Source organism: Vibrio sp. 970, assembly GCF_033339075.1.
On sequence record NZ_JAWOTW010000007.1, the window covers coordinates 57,165 to 73,088 of the forward strand.

Sequence of the window (15,924 nt, forward strand, 5' to 3'; positions counted from 1 at the left end):
TATACCAAAATGCATGTAAATAAGTATTCACTTCTTCTAAAGGAAACAAAATACGTTCATGAATGAAAAACATTCAAACTAAAGATGTTGAAAGTTTTAGATCATTTGAGTGGTGATGATTTGAACTAACGGGTGGGAAAATACCTTTAAAAACGAGGCATTGATCGTAAAGTCAGGTATAATTGAAGCCATTTTTTATCAGCGAAAGAACACTATGAATCAATATCTCGCGGTAACTTCAAATGGCATGGAAAATTTGCTTGTTGAAGAACTGACTAAACTAGGCATTGAAAATGCGAAACCAGTACAGGCAGGCGTAAAATTTAAAGCGACAAACGAACAGGTTTATCGCTGTTGTTTGTGGAGCCGTTTAGCGTCTCGATTTGTACGTGTTTTATCTGAGTTCACGTGTAACAACGACATGGACTTGTATCTATCCACTTCCACTATTAACTGGGTTAACCAATTTCATAGCTCTAAACGCTTTGTTGTGGACTTTAACGGCACAAACCGTGAGATTAGAAATAGCCAATACGGAGCTATGAAGGTCAAAGATGGCATCGTAGATTGCTTTGAGAATAAAGGCTTGCCACGTCCTAATATCAGCAAAGAACGCCCAGATATTCGTATTCACGTTCGTTTGCATAAAGATAAAGCGTTGCTTGGGGTAGACATGGTAGGTAGTGGTCTTCATCAGCGTGGTTATCGACCAGAATCGGGTCGTGCGCCATTACGTGAAACGCTTGCTTCTGCGATTATCATGCGTTGTGGCTGGGATGGGCATCAACCACTACTCGATCCAATGTGTGGTTCTGGTACTTTGCTTATTGAAGCGGCGATGATGGCAGCCAACATGGCACCTGGCGTTAAGCGCAAACAATGGGGCTTCGAAGTTTTGGAAGACTTTGAACCGGAGACCTGGGCTGAGATTAAATCAGAGGCTAATGTTCAAGCTAGACGAGGTGTCAAGAAAGTTGACGCTAAGTTTTTTGGATTCGATAACGACCCCAAAGTATTAAAAGTCGCTCAAGAAAACGCCCGCAGAGCAGGTGTTGAAGAGTTGATTGAGTTTGCGCAAGGTGATGCTGCAACTATTACTCGTCCCGCAGGATTTGAACACGGTGTTATCGTTTCAAACCCACCTTACGGTGAGCGTCTAGGAACTGAGCCGGGGCTGATTGCGCTCTATACCGCATTCGGTGGACAGCTAAAATCTGAGTTTGGCGGATGTAAAGCATCTATCTTCTCTAGCTCAGACGAGCTCTTGAGTTGCCTTCGTATGCGCGCTGATAAACAGTTTAAATTGAACAATGGTGCGTTACCGTGTAACCAAAAGAACTACAGCATTGCCGAGCGCAGCGCTGATGAAGTTAAAGGTGCAGATACTAACGTTCAAATCGCACCAGACTTCTCAAACCGTTTGAAGAAAAACATTGGCAAGATTGGCAAGTGGGCGCGTAAAGAGAAACTAGACTGCTACCGTATCTACGATGCAGACCTTCCAGAATATAACGTAGCGATCGACGTGTACGGCGATCAAATTGTGATTCAAGAGTACGCAGCACCTAAGAACATCCCTGAAGAAAAAGCCAAGCGTCGTCTAACGGACATTATCCGTGCGACGATTCAGGTGACAGGTGTCGAAGCGAACAAAGTTGTACTGAAAGTTCGTGAGAAGCAGAAAGGTCGAAGCCAGTACCAAAAATTAGGTCAGGTATCAGAGACGCTCGAAGTAAACGAGTACGGTGTGAAGCTGATCGTGAACCTTCATGACTACCTAGACACAGGCCTGTTCTTGGATCATAAGATCACTCGTCGTCGTCTTGGCGAAATGGCACAGGGTAAAGATTTCCTTAACTTGTTTGCTTACACTGGTAGTGCAACAGTGCACGCTGCAGTTGGTGGTGCGCGTTCCACTACAACTGTCGATATGTCAAACACCTACTTGAACTGGGCGAAAGACAATATGCAGCTTAATGGCTGTGTAGGGCGCCAACATAAATATGAACAAGCGGACTGTTTGCAATGGCTAGAAAACGCAAAAGGTGAGTACGACTTGATCTTTATTGACCCTCCTACGTTCTCTAACTCTAAGCGTATGGAAACATCATTCGATGTACAACGTGACCACATTAAGCTAATGAAGAACCTCAAACGTTTACTGAGAAGTGAAGGCACAATCGTATTTTCAAATAACAAACGTCACTTCAAGATGGATGAAGAATCACTCGCTGAATTGGGTTTGAAGGCTCAGAATATTTCTTCTCAAACGTTACCATTAGATTTTTCGCGTAATAAACAGATTCATAACTGTTGGCTAGTAACGCACGCGTAGTATAAACAAAAGGATTAATACGTGCTGATATTGTATAGCACGGAGGGATGCCATCTTTGTGAGATGGCATTTGCTCTAGTAGACCAAGTCGGTTTGGCCGAGCAAACAGATATCATTGATATTGCGTTTGATGATGTACTATTTTCTCGTTACGGCGTCACAATACCCGTATTAAAATATCAAGATTCTGAGTTGAACTGGCCGTTTGACTTAGAACAACTCACACATTGGTTGGATAATAATGGCATTACTTACCATTCATAACGCACAACTTGCATTTGGTGACCACCCATTGCTAGACAAAGCGGAGTTCGCTCTTCAAGAAAACGAACGCGTTTGTTTAGTTGGTCGTAACGGAGCAGGTAAGTCCACGTTAATGAAAGTGCTTGCCGGCGACATTTTGTTGGATGATGGCAAGATTCAAATAACTCAAGACGTAGTAGTTTCTCGGCTTGAACAAGATCCACCGCGCAATCAAGAGGGTACGGTTTACGAATACGTATCTGGCGGTTTGGCTGAAATCGGCGAACAATTGAAGATTTATCACGATCTTCTCGATCTTGTTGCTCAAGACCCAAGTGAGAAGAACATTAACCGTTTGGCGAAAGTTCAAGAGCAGCTTGATCATTCTAATGCTTGGCGCTTTGATGACCGTGTTAAGAACGTACTTGGCGCTTTAAAACTAAGCCCTGAAACCAAACTGACCGATCTATCCGGTGGCTGGCAACGTAAAGCTGCTTTAGCTCGTGCGCTGGTTTGTGATCCTGATGTATTGCTTCTTGATGAACCAACAAACCATCTCGATGTGACAACGATCGAATGGTTAGAGAACTTCTTAAAAGACTTCAAAGGCTCGATCATCTTTATTTCTCACGACCGTGCATTCATCAAGTCGATGGCGACACGCATCGTCGACTTAGATCGCGGTCAATTAGCTTCTTTCCCTGGTAATTACGAACAGTATTTGAATGACAAAGAAGAAATGCTTCGCGTCGAAGAAATGCAGAATGCTGAGTTCGATAAGAAACTAGCTCAGGAAGAAGTGTGGATTCGTCAAGGCATTAAAGCACGTCGTACTCGTAATGAAGGCCGTGTTCGAGCCCTTAAAAAACTTCGTGAAGAGCGTCGTGACCGTCGTGAAGTTCAAGGTAAAGTTAACCTAAACATCGATGATGCTTCTCGTTCAGGTAAGATTGTATTTGAAGCAGAAAATGTATCTTTTGCTTACGAAGGCAAGACAATTGTCGACGACTTTAGCTTTAACATCATGCGTGGTGACCGTATTGCACTTATCGGACCAAATGGCTGCGGTAAGAGTACGGTACTTAAATTGCTACTAGGGCAATTGTCAGCGCAGTCTGGTCGTTTACACTGCGGAACAAAATTAGAAGTCGCGTACTTTGATCAGTACCGAGAGATTTTGGATCCAGAAAAGACAGTGATCGATAACTTAGCGGATGGGAAACAAGAAGTAATGGTTGGGGGACGTCAGCGTCATGCGCTGAGTTATCTTCAAGACTTCTTATTTGCACCTAAGCGCGCCAGAACCCCGGTTAAGGCACTTTCTGGTGGTGAGAAAAACCGATTATTGCTAGCCCGTATCTTGTTGAAACCAAACAACTTACTTATTCTTGATGAACCAACTAACGATTTGGATATCGAAACGTTGGAACTTTTAGAAGAAATGCTTGCCAATTATCAGGGTACATTATTGTTAGTGAGTCACGACCGTGAGTTCGTAGACAACACAGTAACAACCAGCTGGATTTTTGAGGGTAACGGTATGATCGAAGAGTTCGTTGGTGGTTATCATGATGCTAAACAGCAACGTGACCAAGTTCTTGCTTCGCGCAACCAGGTTGAAAAAGCAACGAAGAAAGAGAAAGTGGTTGAGGAAACTCCCAAAACTACGCAACCTAAGAACAATTCGAAGAAGTTATCGTATAAACTGCAAAGAGAATTAGAGGCTCTACCAGCTAAACTTGAACAATTAGAGTCGGATATCGAGAGCCTTCAGGAGCAAGTGAACGATCCAGAGTTCTTTGCTAAACCTGTAGAGCAAACTCAGCCGGTATTGGAACAGCTTGCTGCACTAGAGCAGGAGTTGGAAATCGCATTCGAGAGATGGGAAGAACTCGAAGCAATGCAACAGGATAGTTAAGAATTCAATGAATTGTAGTAATAAATTCAAATTGACCGCCATTGCAATGATGGTTGGTACCACAATGAACGCACAGGCGGCATTGTATCAAGTTGTTGAGGTTTCACCTCAGGATCATGGTTCAAACGGTGACTACCAAACGGCTTACGGGGTTGCAATTCAACAGGGCGATGCAGGTACAGACCCTTCAACAGGTTCACCTTTCGCTTTAGGCTGCTTTGATGCAGCAGCAAACTGCACGCCAGAGCAGTTTAAACTTGCAATGGAAACTCGCACTACACCGATTTCAGCGACACAAGCCGTGGATGGGAACAGCTATCGTGAAGAAATCCCATTCGGATTAGACGCTGGCTTTTATTACATCCAAGAACTCAAAGACTTTGAGCGTTACTGTTACAACCAGCTTCGCTATTCCACCTGTGACTCATGGGCTTCAGTAAACTGGACGCCGTGGAATAAAGAACGTAGTAAAGACTTTACTTCTAATGCGTTAGCGTTCATAGAAGAAGATTCTGCTGCTTATAAAAATGAATATAACAATGTTATCAACCAGCTTACCGAGGATGGTGCAGCTGTCGGTAATCAGAGTAAAGTTAGCACAGAAAATGCTTCTACATTAGAAACACGAAATACCGTAGTTGCACCAGTAGAGCCAAATATTCTTACTGGCGATAGTGACGCAAGTGTTGTGCAAAGCCATGCTTGGAGCACAGACGGCATTTTTACTGTTGGCAGTGTTTCTCGAACAGCAAGCAATACCAATGGATCTCACCACACATCAAAAGCAGCGATTTGGGATCAAAGCGGAACCGTCAGTGAATTGGCTTGGCCTAGTGGCACATCTAAAGATGGAGAAAGGTTAGCTCAAGGGAGCATGCGTGACCTTGTCACTGATGGAACAACGGTCTATGGCGTAGGTTACAACACTTACAGTGATGATAACTACCTGAATGCGACTGTTTTTGTCGGAACTCTAGAAGCCGAAGGTAGCGTTGAAAACGCAACTTGGAAAAATAAAGTTGTTGTAGGAGCTAGACAGCGCGAAGGTGATGATACGGTTCATACAAACTCACGCTTAACCGACGTTAACTCTAATTTTGTTGCTATTGGTGAAGCGAAACGTTCGGGCGGATACTTAATGCCAACGGGCTCTGCTCCGAATCGTCTCTTTATCGTAGATGATGTTCGTAAGGATTCTATTAGCGCTTTTTACCCAACTACTGGCATTTTCTTTAGCGGTGCGGGCGGTAAGATGGGCGGTATCAACTCTTACAATGAAATCGTCGGGCAACTTGATGCGGAAACGACTCGTGAAGACGATGGCAAGCCACGTCGTAAGCGCGGTTTTATCTATCCATATAGCCTAGGTGGCGAGACTAGTGAACGTGCTGCAACATTGTTTAATGGAAAAGCTTGGTTCCTAGACAGTTTGACTAATGGCGGTGATTACTCTGAACAAAACAATCAGTTCCGTATTATCGACGCAACTGATATCAATGATGCAGGTGTGATCTCTGGTACTGCTATGAAATGTGCAGGTGGTTATAGCACAACAGCAAACAATGCGACATGTAGCTCTGAAGAGCAAATTGTAGCAGTCAAACTAGTACCTATTGCTGACGCAACTAAGGACGACATCGTATCTCGAAGCATTGACTCAACGACGACAGAGCGTCAAGGTGCAGGCCTTGGTTGGTTAGCTTTGACCATGCTTGGATTGTTTGGGTTCCGTAGAAAATAGTTAAAAATCGTCAGTAATTTTTAAATCAAGCAGAGGCTCACACATTTGAGTCTCTGCTTTTTTTATGCCTTGAGAAATTGCCTACTTTGATCGATTCTTATAAGTGGAGTCATAAAAACTCCATCAAAGTTTCACAATAACAGCTGTACGTTAGTAAATGGACCTGTATGAGGAATTAACTATGAAGAGACAAAAGCGTGATCGCCTAGAACGAGCTCAATCTCAAGGCTACAAAGCTGGATTGAATGGAAGGTCTCAAGAGGCTTGCCCATATCAACAAGTTGATGCTCGGTCGTATTGGTTAGGTGGTTGGCGTGATGCCAGAGATGAAAGACAATCTGGTCTCTACAAATAAACTCTCCACATACAAAAAGAAGGATTCGAAAGGGCTCTACGGAGCCTTTTCTACATTATAGGGACATAGGGAAGTAGGTTAACACTCGATAACAAAAAGGCTCCTAAATAGGAGCCTTAATAAATCGATTAAAATCGTGATTAGAAGCTTGAAGTGTCTTGGAACAAGCCAACTTTCAAATCTTTTGCTACGTAGATTTCTTTGCCGTCCACACATACACGACCGTCAGCCAAACCCATCACAAGCTTACGGTTTACAACGCGTTTCATGTGGATTTCGTACGTCACTTTTTTCGCTGTTGGCAGGATCTGACCTGTAAACTTCACTTCGCCAACACCCAGAGCACGACCTTTTCCTTTGCCACCAACCCAGCCAAGGAAGAAACCAACAAGTTGCCACATCGCATCAAGGCCAAGACAACCCGGCATTACTGGGTCGCCAGGGAAGTGGCAGTCAAAGAACCACAAATCTGGAGTAATATCCAATTCCGCCAAGATCAAACCTTTACCAAAATCGCCTTCAGTCTCAGACATTTTAGTAACACGATCCATCATTAGCATGTTTGGCGCAGGAAGCTGAGGGTAACCAGGCCCAAACAGTTCGCCTTGGCTAGAAGCAAGTAGATCGTCACGGTTATAAGAATCACGTTTGTTTTGCATTATCAATTACTCCAATTTTTGATAGCTGCATCTTAGTGAACACGTGTACGCTAAACAACTCCGATCAGTACTAGACAAACCAGTTTTTGATGCGCTGCACAATTCCTTCTGGATGCTCATGTCTTTCAAAGTTTTCAATACGTTCCGCTATTTTGCCAATAATGCTATCGTCTTCACCTCTAAAAGGTTTATTCATTACAATCGGAATAGCTTCATCTACGGTAGAAACGGACCAAATATGGAACTCACCATTTTTAATGCTTTCTATTACATCTTTATGTAATGCAAGGTGTTTAAGGTTTGATTTTGGCATCACAACACCTTGATTTCCTGTAAAACCTTGATGTTTACAAACCTGATAAAAACCTTCAATTTTTTCGTTCAAGCCACCAACGGCTTGCACTCGACCAAACTGATCAACAGCCCCTGTAACCGCAACTTGTTGATTAATTGGAGATTCAGATAAAGCACTTACCAAGCAACAAAGTTCTGCAAGAGATGCGCTGTCACCATCAACTTCACTATAAGACTGTTCAAATACGATGGAGGCTGAGTAAGGCAGTGGTTCATCCAGTTTCAGAGCAGAGCTCAAGAAAGCTTGCATAATCATCATGCCTTTTGCATGTAGATTGCCTCCAAGCTCAGCTTTGCGCTCAACATCGGAAACATCGCCATCACCAAAATGAATTACACAAGATATTCGTGCAGGCTCACCATAGCTGACAGGGTGCCCAGCCATATCAATAACGGTTAGGCCATTGATTTGACCAACTTGTTCCCCAGTTGTCTCAATGATGACTTGGCCATCTAAAATATCGTACACGGCACGCTGAGGAAGGTAAGATTCTCGGTAATACTTGTCGTCAATCGCTTTATCTAACGACTTGTAATCTAATGCGTGACCATCACTGAACTGGCTGGCAAGCGTTAGAAGTTGAGAGTGCCACATTACTCCTAAAGGCAGATAATGTTGATCTTCAGTAAATCTCATACCGGCTAGCAACAATCTTCTAAAACCACATTCAGTTAAGTGAGGCAGCTGATATTGAGAACATATCCAGTTCACTAAACCAAAGTAATCTGTCAAATTCTGCTCTGACAGATGAATATCTTCTTCAACTTCCGTATACATGGCAAAGCCAGAACAGAAGTCTTCATCGATGTATTCTAGCTCTGCTAACTGACTTCTTTCTCCTGTTACAATCAGTTTTACATCATAAGCTTTAGCTTGCGGTACTGAAGTAGGTAAACGAGTAGGGCTTAGGTTCAGTGGCTCGATAAGGTTTTGTTGAATTGCAGACTTTATATTTGGCCAAAGCCCTGGGTTAGCCAAAATTAGATTAGCCGGTACAATTAAGTAACCGTTATCTGCCTGTGAAATTAAACCAGGTTGGAAGGCAATATCACCACTTACATCAACACTGTAACGGTCAAATAAACGTTTGGCATCAAGTGATTCCGAAAAAACTATCGCAGCGTTAGACTGGCTCTGAAGAGCTTTACTGATGAACTCTCTATATACAGAATTATCTACGCAGTTAATGAGTAGTACTCGCGTCAATCCGGAAATTTTTGAAAAACGAGATATCGTTGCCGACATTCTCGGTTGGAGATCAGTAAAAGACTTCTTTGTTAACGAAGGTGCAGACTTTAAAAGTGCTTCGTACTGCTCAAGTGAAGGTGTTACGTCTTGCCAATTAAGTTGGTTCATTAAAATTCATCGTAATTCAATCTTGCCGACATTATAACGAAACGGACTATAACACCCTAGCACCAATTTGGTTTGCTCTCGGCATTCATCTCTCAATGAACAATACTTAGACAAATGAGTGATCAACATCGATACTTCTAAGAGTTTTATTTGCCCAAGCAAACCATCTGGGTTACGCTGTCACTAGGTTATGTTTATGGGTCGGAACAAATGAAATATCAGCAGCTTGAGAATCTAGAATGTGGGTGGAAATGGAAGTATCTCATCAAAAAATGGAAAGATGGTGAAGCGATTACCCGACATATTGATACAAGCGAAGCAGATGCAGCGGTCGCAGAACTAAAACGCCTTGAACACGAGCCTACACTTGTCTTAGCTTGGATAGAAAACCACATGTCAGAAGAGTTAGATAATAAACTCAAGCAGGCTATCCGAGCGAAACGGAAACGTCACTTCAATGCAGAGCAAGTCCATACAAAGAAGAAATCCATTGATTTAGATTACCGAGTTTGGGAAAAGCTTTCTAGTAGAGCGAATGAACTTGGTTGTACGTTATCTGACGCAATTGAATATTTGCTTTCCGAAGCGTCGAGAAGTGAAAAAGCGAGTCAAAAAGTTACCTCAATTAAAGAGGATTTGAGTAAATTGCTATCTAGCTAGGATAGGGAGTGCCAAATGTTATATGTAACCTTAATTGCAGCCATCGTGATCTTTTGGTTGATCGCAGTCGATAGGCCGGTGTTAAAAGTAAAGTTCGATAATGGCCATATTAGTAACGTAAAAGGGCATCTACCTCCTTCTTTCAAACACAACTTACAGGATATTAGTGAGCATAACCCGTTTACTGGTGAAATGAAGGTGTATAGCCAACGAACAGGAATGCGCTTAAGCTTTTCCAAAGGCATTCCCAAAAAAGTTCAACAGAGGATTCGTAACGTTTTTCCGCACCAGGGCTTCAAAGCAAACAAAGGCAAGAAGCGCGCTTAATTACATATCAGTTACTTCATCATGTTAAATGGGACGCAATGTGGCGTCCCATTTTCGTATCTACAGAAAAATTACTTATCATTGAACAATCAACAACATAAACGGACCAAAACGATGAGATACGTTGTAACTTTAATGATATTGATCTTTGCAAGTAATTCAGTTTTTGCTGACGATTCAGAAACGAACCTGTTGGCTAAAAAGATTAAGACTAAGCTTCAAAAGAAAGTAGACAATAAGTTTGATGGCTATCAAGGTTATTGTGACGTCATGATAGAAATGGAGCACAAAAGTAAAAACGCAGTAATAAAAAGAGTAACCAGTAGTGGTGACCAAAAAGTGTGTAGGTACGTTAAGTCCAACTTGAAGAAAGGAAAACGCTATCGTTACAAATACCCCGAAAAGTACATTCGCCTCCATATAACCACAGGCTTATAAATGTTTCAGAACGCCTTGATTAAGAGCGAGTGAACTGAGCTCGTGATTTTTGGCAGATTTCGTTGCGGAGCGATTAGAGCGTTTAGCTGATTTTTGCTGTTGTACGAGGCGAGTATGAAAGGCTTTTTTGTTTGGTAGCGCTTAAGTTAGTAATCGTGATGCCATTGAATGGCAAATTCAGTGAGTTGGCCATCATCACCATACATAGATTGATTCAGGTACTTACGGAAGAACACGCCAGTAAGTCGAGGACTAAGCGCGCATCAATTTTCAATAAGAGATTTGATTTGCTTCGTAAGCATAACCACAAACCAAACTAGCGATTGCAAGCCCACAGAAACCTCGGTTAAAGCTGTTAATCTTAGGATGACATTAAAGTAGCTAAAACCGGACATTATTGCTTTGAGTTTACATTCCCCTCAGTGCGCATTATATCTGCTTATGTTGAATGCGATTGCATATGCCAGTCCTATAAAATGTCTCTCTTTTGAGGGACTATTCAATGAAGTATCACGAAATGACTAAAAACTATATTTTTCGTGAATTTGAATGTGGTTTAACCGTCGAACAAGCTGCTGAACTTTGTTTAAAAACTGTGAGAACAGTCAAAGAATGGGATAAAGGGAAAACCATTCCTCCTGAGTGTAAACGGCTCATGAGAATGACCAAAGGAAGGGAACTGAGCCCATCTGTACAGTGGGAACACTTTAAAATGCATTACGATAGATTAGAACTTCCAACAGGCCAGTTAGTTACTGCTCAGCAAGTTTTAACCGGAATAGCATTGTTAGAAATTGGGGCTTTGACTGACCTAGAAGCTGCAGGGCGAGTGTTGAGGTATGCTAGAGCACTAAAGAAAATGATGTAAAAAAGGCTCCACAACAAGGAGCCTGGTAATCTTAAAACACTTCTAAGTTTTCTTCATTTCAGAATAATGCTAAGAAAATGGCACAGATAACTGTGCCATTTTTTTTAAGCTACTGCCAAGTTCGGCTTTTTCTGAGATCCAGAGATAGTATGGTCATGCTTTTCTAACAATGAGCTGTCTAGAACAATCCAAGTTTTATGTAATCCATAATTAAGTCTATCTTTCTTAATGTTATCATCGATAGCTCTCTGTGCAGCTGCTAAATCACCAAGAATTGAGAAGCAAGCAGCGTTCATTCCCATTCCCAGTTTTTTACCAATAATATTTCTCAAAATTACTTCTTTTATTCCCATATTTAACTGTTTCTTTGAAAATTCCTTATTCACAAGTAATATGGATTTTTGCTCTTCGCTTAGATTTAAATCTTTATTTTCATCTACAAAGTCGATAACTTTTTTATACTTTTCACTCTTCACTAAAATAAAACATTTAGATGTTATATAGTTTTCAAGAGTTAGTCCGAATGAATATGAACTCTCTAAATGATCTAAGGCCAAATCGAAGTTACCTAAGAAAAGCTCTACTTCAGATTGTAGGTGGAAGTAAACAACTTCGTTGAGTTCACTTTCATTCTCTTTCAAGAATGAGCGAGCCAAATCTGGGTTGTCAAGTTGGCGGAGCATCATATTTACAATAGCTGCCGCTGATTCATAGGCATCACTAGCCTTGCTAGCTTTTATAACGCAGTCTTTAAACTCTTTAAAATCATCATTGACGTTAATCTCATAAAACGCCTTGATTAAATAATAGGAAGAAATATCTTTTTTAAAGCTTGCTTCTTTAACCAAATCTCCTTCGAAGAAGTTTTGCAGCATTTCATGAGAGTTTATATCATTAAGGGGGCATTCAGCGAGATAAGAATAAACTCCGCATATATTTGAGAATATTTTTTTCTTCTTAGAACGTTTAGACTTATCAAATACTTTTTGGTTACGCTGCAAAGCACTATCTATAGATTCTTTACTATCAAGTATCACACTTTCAGATATGAGATTCAAATACCTGATGTGATCTGGATTAATGGCCCCAGCTCGATTAATGAGTTCGTCAACTTCTTCTTTCTTTTTTTCGTATGAGTTTTTATCGTTCTTTCCTTTATACTTCAACTCAATCAAAGAAAGCATTAAACTCCACGAGGGGTTGTCAAGAGAAGGGTCTAAAGTTAGACAGCTCTCTACAATATCAAAGATTTCTTTTATCTCAAATGTAGGTCTTCTAACTGAAGAGTATTCTCGAAGGGCTCTTCTAGTTATACCTACTAGAAACTCGGAGTTTGATGGGAATCTGTTTAGGTGCTCTTTTAAGAAAGTACAAGTCTCTGTAATCTTCTGGTAAGAGTCTGCTTTCATTAAGTAGTACTCGTGATTGTACTCGTCTATATCAATTAGCATGTCACAATACTTAATGGCATCTGTATGCCTATTGGTTTTCGAGCACATGAAAATCATTTTTCTTATAAATAGTGCTGTTTCTCGTGATCCATTTAACTCGTTAATATACTTCTCAGCAATACTAAGCGCAGGCTCGAACTCATTATTTTTTATTAAAGAATCGATTTTTAGTAATGATTTAAAAATTGACTCTGATATCTCATCTTCAAACTCACTAAGATTTAAGTCACGGATTGAGTTTGATATATCAATTTCGCTTTTATGTCGCTTTAATTTCGTTATGTCTGAACGAATGAAATCGGAAGTTTTAGATAGTTCATTTCTATCAGTGGCAAAGGAGCCTAAAATTCTCTCATGCTTTGACTCAAAAAGATTGTCCTTAACTGGGAGTTCACCTATTAACTTATGGTGTAACTCAGCCATTAGTTGGTCATAACCATCAATTTTTACAAAGTAAACTCTTTCTTTCCAAATTAATTTTCTTACTTCAGGACTAATTACGTCACCATCTCTAATGCACCAGTAAATACCATTTTTAAAATAATCTTCTGATTTTAATAAATGGTTTAACACATCCATTATTGACCTGTCATGACCTGCATAACCTACAACAATTAACCCATATTCTTTAGAAAACTCTATAAATTTATTTTTTATATTTGTTTCCAAAGACTCTGTTTCCCTGAGCGTGCTTTTTATATCATCAAACAAATAATCACCATGCAATTTGATTATTTTTGGTCTAGTTGAACTGACACTAAGTGAATTCACACTTGAGTCGTGAGCGCAAACTAGGGGTCTGTTCAAGGAAAACTGGTAGAAAGCTTCGTTTATCAAATCATCAAAATTGGTTGTATATATCGTTCCTAGATACCTATCACATTCATTTGCTAGCGACACTAAATACGCGTAACCAATAGAAGGCGTAGCTTGATCAACTTCTTGCTCTACAAACCGCCTACGTTGCGATGGCAAATCAAACTTTTTTTCAAATAGAGCAGAGTATTCGTTTTGTTCAGAGTACCAAGAGCCTTCTTTAGTCATCAGGTAGTTTTTTGCAGTTTGAGAATCTATATACTCTTCACTAGAGTAAAGTTCGTAAATTTCCTTTCTCCAAGTATCTACCAATTGAGCTCCGCTTCGTATTCCCGATGTTACTGAAGCTCCAGCTCCCAATAGTAAGCTGTAATTGGGGTTTGAGAGACTCGTCCTTGTTCTAAGGTATGAAACCAAGTCATTGATAGTTCTTTCTTTATGCCCAAGCTCTTTTTTTAGTTCCAGATACTTCATCATTTCCTCAAGCTAAATGGTTTGAGTTATCATAAACACTAATAAAACTATGGAATAGTGATCACACACATATATGTGATCTAACTTAAGCAAAGAGATCTGACAAGGTTCTTACAAACACCTGTATTTGATTTGCTTCAGTTTTGATAAGAAGAAATTCCATAATGTATATAGGACATATTTAATAGATTGAGCCAAGCCTTCTTAATTCGTTTTTTGTGCTAGTGCACAACGCTATTAAGGAGTGGGAATTTACCCCCGTAATACAGATTCGGGGGTTTGCTCCGCTTTTAGGTCCCTCCCGCAAAGCGGGCCCCTCCCAAAATGCTCGCAATACCGCGCACATAATAAAAAAGGGCTCGTATAGAGCCCCATGATTAAGTTCGGTGTGGAAGTGCCAAGGTTTGGTGTCCTACATGTTCCGCTTCCTCGGTCTACGCAGACTGCGCTAGCTTCGACGCTGTGGCGAGCGGTCTAGATATGGACAGGCATGTTTTGCTGCAATATGTCAGATGGCTTTTCTCTTTGGCCGCACGTGAAAATCCTCTCTGTTTCTTCCCAAGTCACTCGATACACGCAATCGCTCAACACTTCGAACTGATACCCAATCTTTACCAAGTCCAGATGATCGAAACTGAATAGCTTGTCGCGGCCATCGTACACATCGATGTATATCTTGTAGAACGTCAGTTCACGGTCGAGTTCGGCAGCATACTTCAGCCGTTTGGCGTAGGCGATTTGCTTTGCGTATCCGGTGATGTAGAAGTCGTAATCTTCCAAAGGCCCAAACCCTGATGCTTTCTTTTTCTTCTTCGCTTTGGTTTCTGCCGTATCTACCGTAGGCGTTCCATCAGGCAGTTGCGTTTGTACTGGTTGTGGCGGTTTAACGGGGGCGGGCGGTTGCTCTGGCTCCGGCCACCAAGCCCAGATATTGAAAACCAACCCAAGCGATAACAGCACCACCGTTCCGACGACAGGCCAACGCTTCCAGAACGGGCGAATGTCTTTTGCTTCGGCTTCCTGCACTTGTTTGTTGGATTGCGAATGACTCTTATAGAACGGGAAGTATTCTGACTTATAAAATCGGGTAGAGGTGTTCACCACTTCACCGGCACAACCATCTTGCACTTTCTTGGTGTAAGAACTGGTTGAGCCCATGGCCGTGTTCTTTGTGCATCGGTAGGTCACTTCAATCATGTCCTTAATGTCTCGATGCACTTTGCGGATGTTCTGCGTGAGCAAGATGATATCGACACCGTAGTGACGGTGTATTGAGTACCATTCTAGAATGGGCGCGGCCAAACCTCGACTTGGCAAGCTCATGTGCGCCTCATCGACCACATAAAGTGGTCCTTGTCCTTTTTCATTGCGCCATTCGTCCGAGTAATCTTCAATCTGGCTGAACGGGCGCGAGGTTGAACCAAAATCCGTTAAACGGCCATCCACAATTTTGATGAGTTCTCGAACGTCTTCACCAAATACCTTAACGAACCAATCAATGTTTAAGGTGATATTGGTGATGACTTTACGGCCATCCTTAATGGCCGGAATAATGTGGTAGGCAACCGCCTCATAGGTTTTACCGCCTCCTGGTCTTCCTGCTATGGCGTATATCATGAGCCTAACCTCGTAAACGGAATCAATTGCAGCATCAAGCGCACCGTAATAGCGGCCAGAATGATAGACAGGCATTGAGGCACACCGACCGCCGCCATGACCCAAGCCACCGTAGGCGGAATACTGGTCATGTACTGGCTCATATCGACCGGAGCGAATAGGGAGAACACACCAGAGAGCAACAGATTCACCATTGCCATGATTTGCTCAACCGCCCAAAAGAACAGGTCTTTGAGCATGTTGACCAGCGAGATTAAAAGCTGATAGAGGAACACCAACAGCTTGTTAAATAAATCGACTAACCAATCCAT

14 protein-coding genes are annotated in these 15,924 nt (G+C 41.6%); 9 read left to right on the forward strand and 5 right to left on the reverse strand.

Going from position 1 to position 15,924, the window contains the following annotated elements:
• Nucleotides 1-214: 214 nt before the first annotated feature.
• The 5 genes from rlmKL to rmf all read left to right on the forward strand — a co-directional run bounded on the left by rlmKL (nucleotide 215) and on the right by rmf (nucleotide 6,592).
• Complete coding sequence (rlmKL, locus tag R7Q11_RS12370; RefSeq protein WP_225466475.1) at nucleotides 215-2,335, forward strand: bifunctional 23S rRNA (guanine(2069)-N(7))-methyltransferase RlmK/23S rRNA (guanine(2445)-N(2))-methyltransferase RlmL; 2,121 nt, start codon at nucleotides 215-217, stop codon at nucleotides 2,333-2,335.
• A 21-nt stretch (nucleotides 2,336-2,356) separates the two neighbouring features.
• Nucleotides 2,357-2,599 (forward strand): glutaredoxin family protein, encoded by a 243-nt coding sequence (locus R7Q11_RS12375; protein ID WP_017821808.1) that lies wholly within the window; start codon nucleotides 2,357-2,359, stop codon nucleotides 2,597-2,599.
• Nucleotides 2,577-4,496 carry an ABC transporter ATP-binding protein gene (locus R7Q11_RS12380; protein ID WP_225466476.1) on the forward strand — a complete coding sequence of 640 codons (1,920 nt, stop codon included), beginning with the start codon at nucleotides 2,577-2,579 and terminating at the stop codon, nucleotides 4,494-4,496. Before R7Q11_RS12375 ends, R7Q11_RS12380 begins: the two co-directional genes overlap by 23 nt.
• Nucleotides 4,497-4,503: 7 nt before the next feature.
• Nucleotides 4,504-6,237, forward strand: a complete 1,734-nt coding sequence (locus R7Q11_RS12385) for a DUF3466 family protein (RefSeq protein ID WP_033905318.1) — start codon at nucleotides 4,504-4,506, stop codon at nucleotides 6,235-6,237.
• A 181-nt stretch (nucleotides 6,238-6,418) separates the two neighbouring features.
• Nucleotides 6,419-6,592, forward strand: a complete 174-nt coding sequence (gene rmf / locus R7Q11_RS12390; RefSeq protein WP_005377453.1) for a ribosome modulation factor — start codon at nucleotides 6,419-6,421, stop codon at nucleotides 6,590-6,592.
• Between the two features lie 140 nt (nucleotides 6,593-6,732).
• Here the strand turns inward: rmf and fabA are convergent, their stop codons facing one another.
• Together fabA and R7Q11_RS12400 are read right to left on the reverse strand one after the other, a co-directional pair.
• Nucleotides 6,733-7,251 carry a bifunctional 3-hydroxydecanoyl-ACP dehydratase/trans-2-decenoyl-ACP isomerase gene (gene fabA, locus R7Q11_RS12395; protein ID WP_005390081.1) on the reverse strand — a complete coding sequence of 173 codons (519 nt, stop codon included), beginning with the start codon at nucleotides 7,249-7,251 and terminating at the stop codon, nucleotides 6,733-6,735.
• A 70-nt stretch (nucleotides 7,252-7,321) separates the two neighbouring features.
• On the reverse strand, nucleotides 7,322-8,962 hold the full coding sequence (locus R7Q11_RS12400; protein WP_170890639.1) for a Lon protease family protein: 1,641 nt from the start codon (nucleotides 8,960-8,962) through the stop codon (nucleotides 7,322-7,324).
• Nucleotides 8,963-9,172: 210 nt separating this feature from the next.
• Here R7Q11_RS12400 and matP point away from each other — a divergent pair, with 210 nt between their 5' ends.
• From matP to R7Q11_RS12420, 4 genes are all read left to right on the forward strand, one after another.
• A complete protein-coding gene (matP, locus tag R7Q11_RS12405; RefSeq protein ID WP_005396497.1) occupies nucleotides 9,173-9,622 on the forward strand; it encodes a macrodomain Ter protein MatP in 450 nt (149 codons plus the stop codon).
• A gap of 15 nt (nucleotides 9,623-9,637) precedes the next feature.
• Nucleotides 9,638-9,949 (forward strand): DUF3634 family protein, encoded by a 312-nt coding sequence (locus R7Q11_RS12410; protein ID WP_225466477.1) that lies wholly within the window; start codon nucleotides 9,638-9,640, stop codon nucleotides 9,947-9,949.
• 114 nt (nucleotides 9,950-10,063) lie between these two features.
• Nucleotides 10,064-10,387, forward strand: coding sequence for a hypothetical protein (locus tag R7Q11_RS12415; RefSeq protein WP_054574161.1), 324 nt, complete (start codon nucleotides 10,064-10,066; stop codon nucleotides 10,385-10,387).
• Between the two features lie 502 nt (nucleotides 10,388-10,889).
• Nucleotides 10,890-11,255, forward strand: coding sequence for a phage protein (locus R7Q11_RS12420; RefSeq protein WP_080540156.1), 366 nt, complete (start codon nucleotides 10,890-10,892; stop codon nucleotides 11,253-11,255).
• A gap of 104 nt (nucleotides 11,256-11,359) precedes the next feature.
• Here R7Q11_RS12420 and R7Q11_RS12425 read toward each other — a convergent pair whose 3' ends face one another.
• From R7Q11_RS12425 to R7Q11_RS12435, 3 genes are all read right to left on the reverse strand, one after another.
• Nucleotides 11,360-13,999, reverse strand: coding sequence for an SIR2 family protein (locus R7Q11_RS12425; RefSeq protein WP_225466478.1), 2,640 nt, complete (start codon nucleotides 13,997-13,999; stop codon nucleotides 11,360-11,362).
• Nucleotides 14,000-14,470: 471 nt separating this feature from the next.
• Complete coding sequence (locus R7Q11_RS12430; protein WP_225466479.1) at nucleotides 14,471-15,613, reverse strand: zonular occludens toxin domain-containing protein; 1,143 nt, start codon at nucleotides 15,611-15,613, stop codon at nucleotides 14,471-14,473.
• Nucleotides 15,610-15,924, reverse strand: a complete 315-nt coding sequence (locus R7Q11_RS12435; RefSeq protein ID WP_017822026.1) for a DUF2523 family protein — start codon at nucleotides 15,922-15,924, stop codon at nucleotides 15,610-15,612. Before R7Q11_RS12435 ends, R7Q11_RS12430 begins: the two co-directional genes overlap by 4 nt.

Coding starts and splice junctions, on each gene's coding strand:
- rlmKL (WP_225466475.1), top strand. CDS start 215: ATGAATCAATATCTCGCGGTAACTTCAAATGGCATGGAAAATTTGCTT.
- R7Q11_RS12380 (WP_225466476.1), top strand. CDS start 2,577: ATGGCATTACTTACCATTCATAACGCACAACTTGCATTTGGTGACCAC.
- R7Q11_RS12385 (WP_033905318.1), top strand. CDS start 4,504: ATGAATTGTAGTAATAAATTCAAATTGACCGCCATTGCAATGATGGTT.
- rmf (WP_005377453.1), top strand. CDS start 6,419: ATGAAGAGACAAAAGCGTGATCGCCTAGAACGAGCTCAATCTCAAGGC.
- fabA (WP_005390081.1), bottom strand. CDS start 7,251: ATGCAAAACAAACGTGATTCTTATAACCGTGACGATCTACTTGCTTCT.
- R7Q11_RS12400 (WP_170890639.1), bottom strand. CDS start 8,962: ATGAACCAACTTAATTGGCAAGACGTAACACCTTCACTTGAGCAGTAC.
- matP (WP_005396497.1), top strand. CDS start 9,173: ATGAAATATCAGCAGCTTGAGAATCTAGAATGTGGGTGGAAATGGAAG.
- R7Q11_RS12410 (WP_225466477.1), top strand. CDS start 9,638: ATGTTATATGTAACCTTAATTGCAGCCATCGTGATCTTTTGGTTGATC.
- R7Q11_RS12415 (WP_054574161.1), top strand. CDS start 10,064: ATGAGATACGTTGTAACTTTAATGATATTGATCTTTGCAAGTAATTCA.
- R7Q11_RS12420 (WP_080540156.1), top strand. CDS start 10,890: ATGAAGTATCACGAAATGACTAAAAACTATATTTTTCGTGAATTTGAA.
- R7Q11_RS12425 (WP_225466478.1), bottom strand. CDS start 13,999: ATGATGAAGTATCTGGAACTAAAAAAAGAGCTTGGGCATAAAGAAAGA.
- R7Q11_RS12430 (WP_225466479.1), bottom strand. CDS start 15,613: ATGATATACGCCATAGCAGGAAGACCAGGAGGCGGTAAAACCTATGAG.
- R7Q11_RS12435 (WP_017822026.1), bottom strand. CDS start 15,924: ATGGATTGGTTAGTCGATTTATTTAACAAGCTGTTGGTGTTCCTCTAT.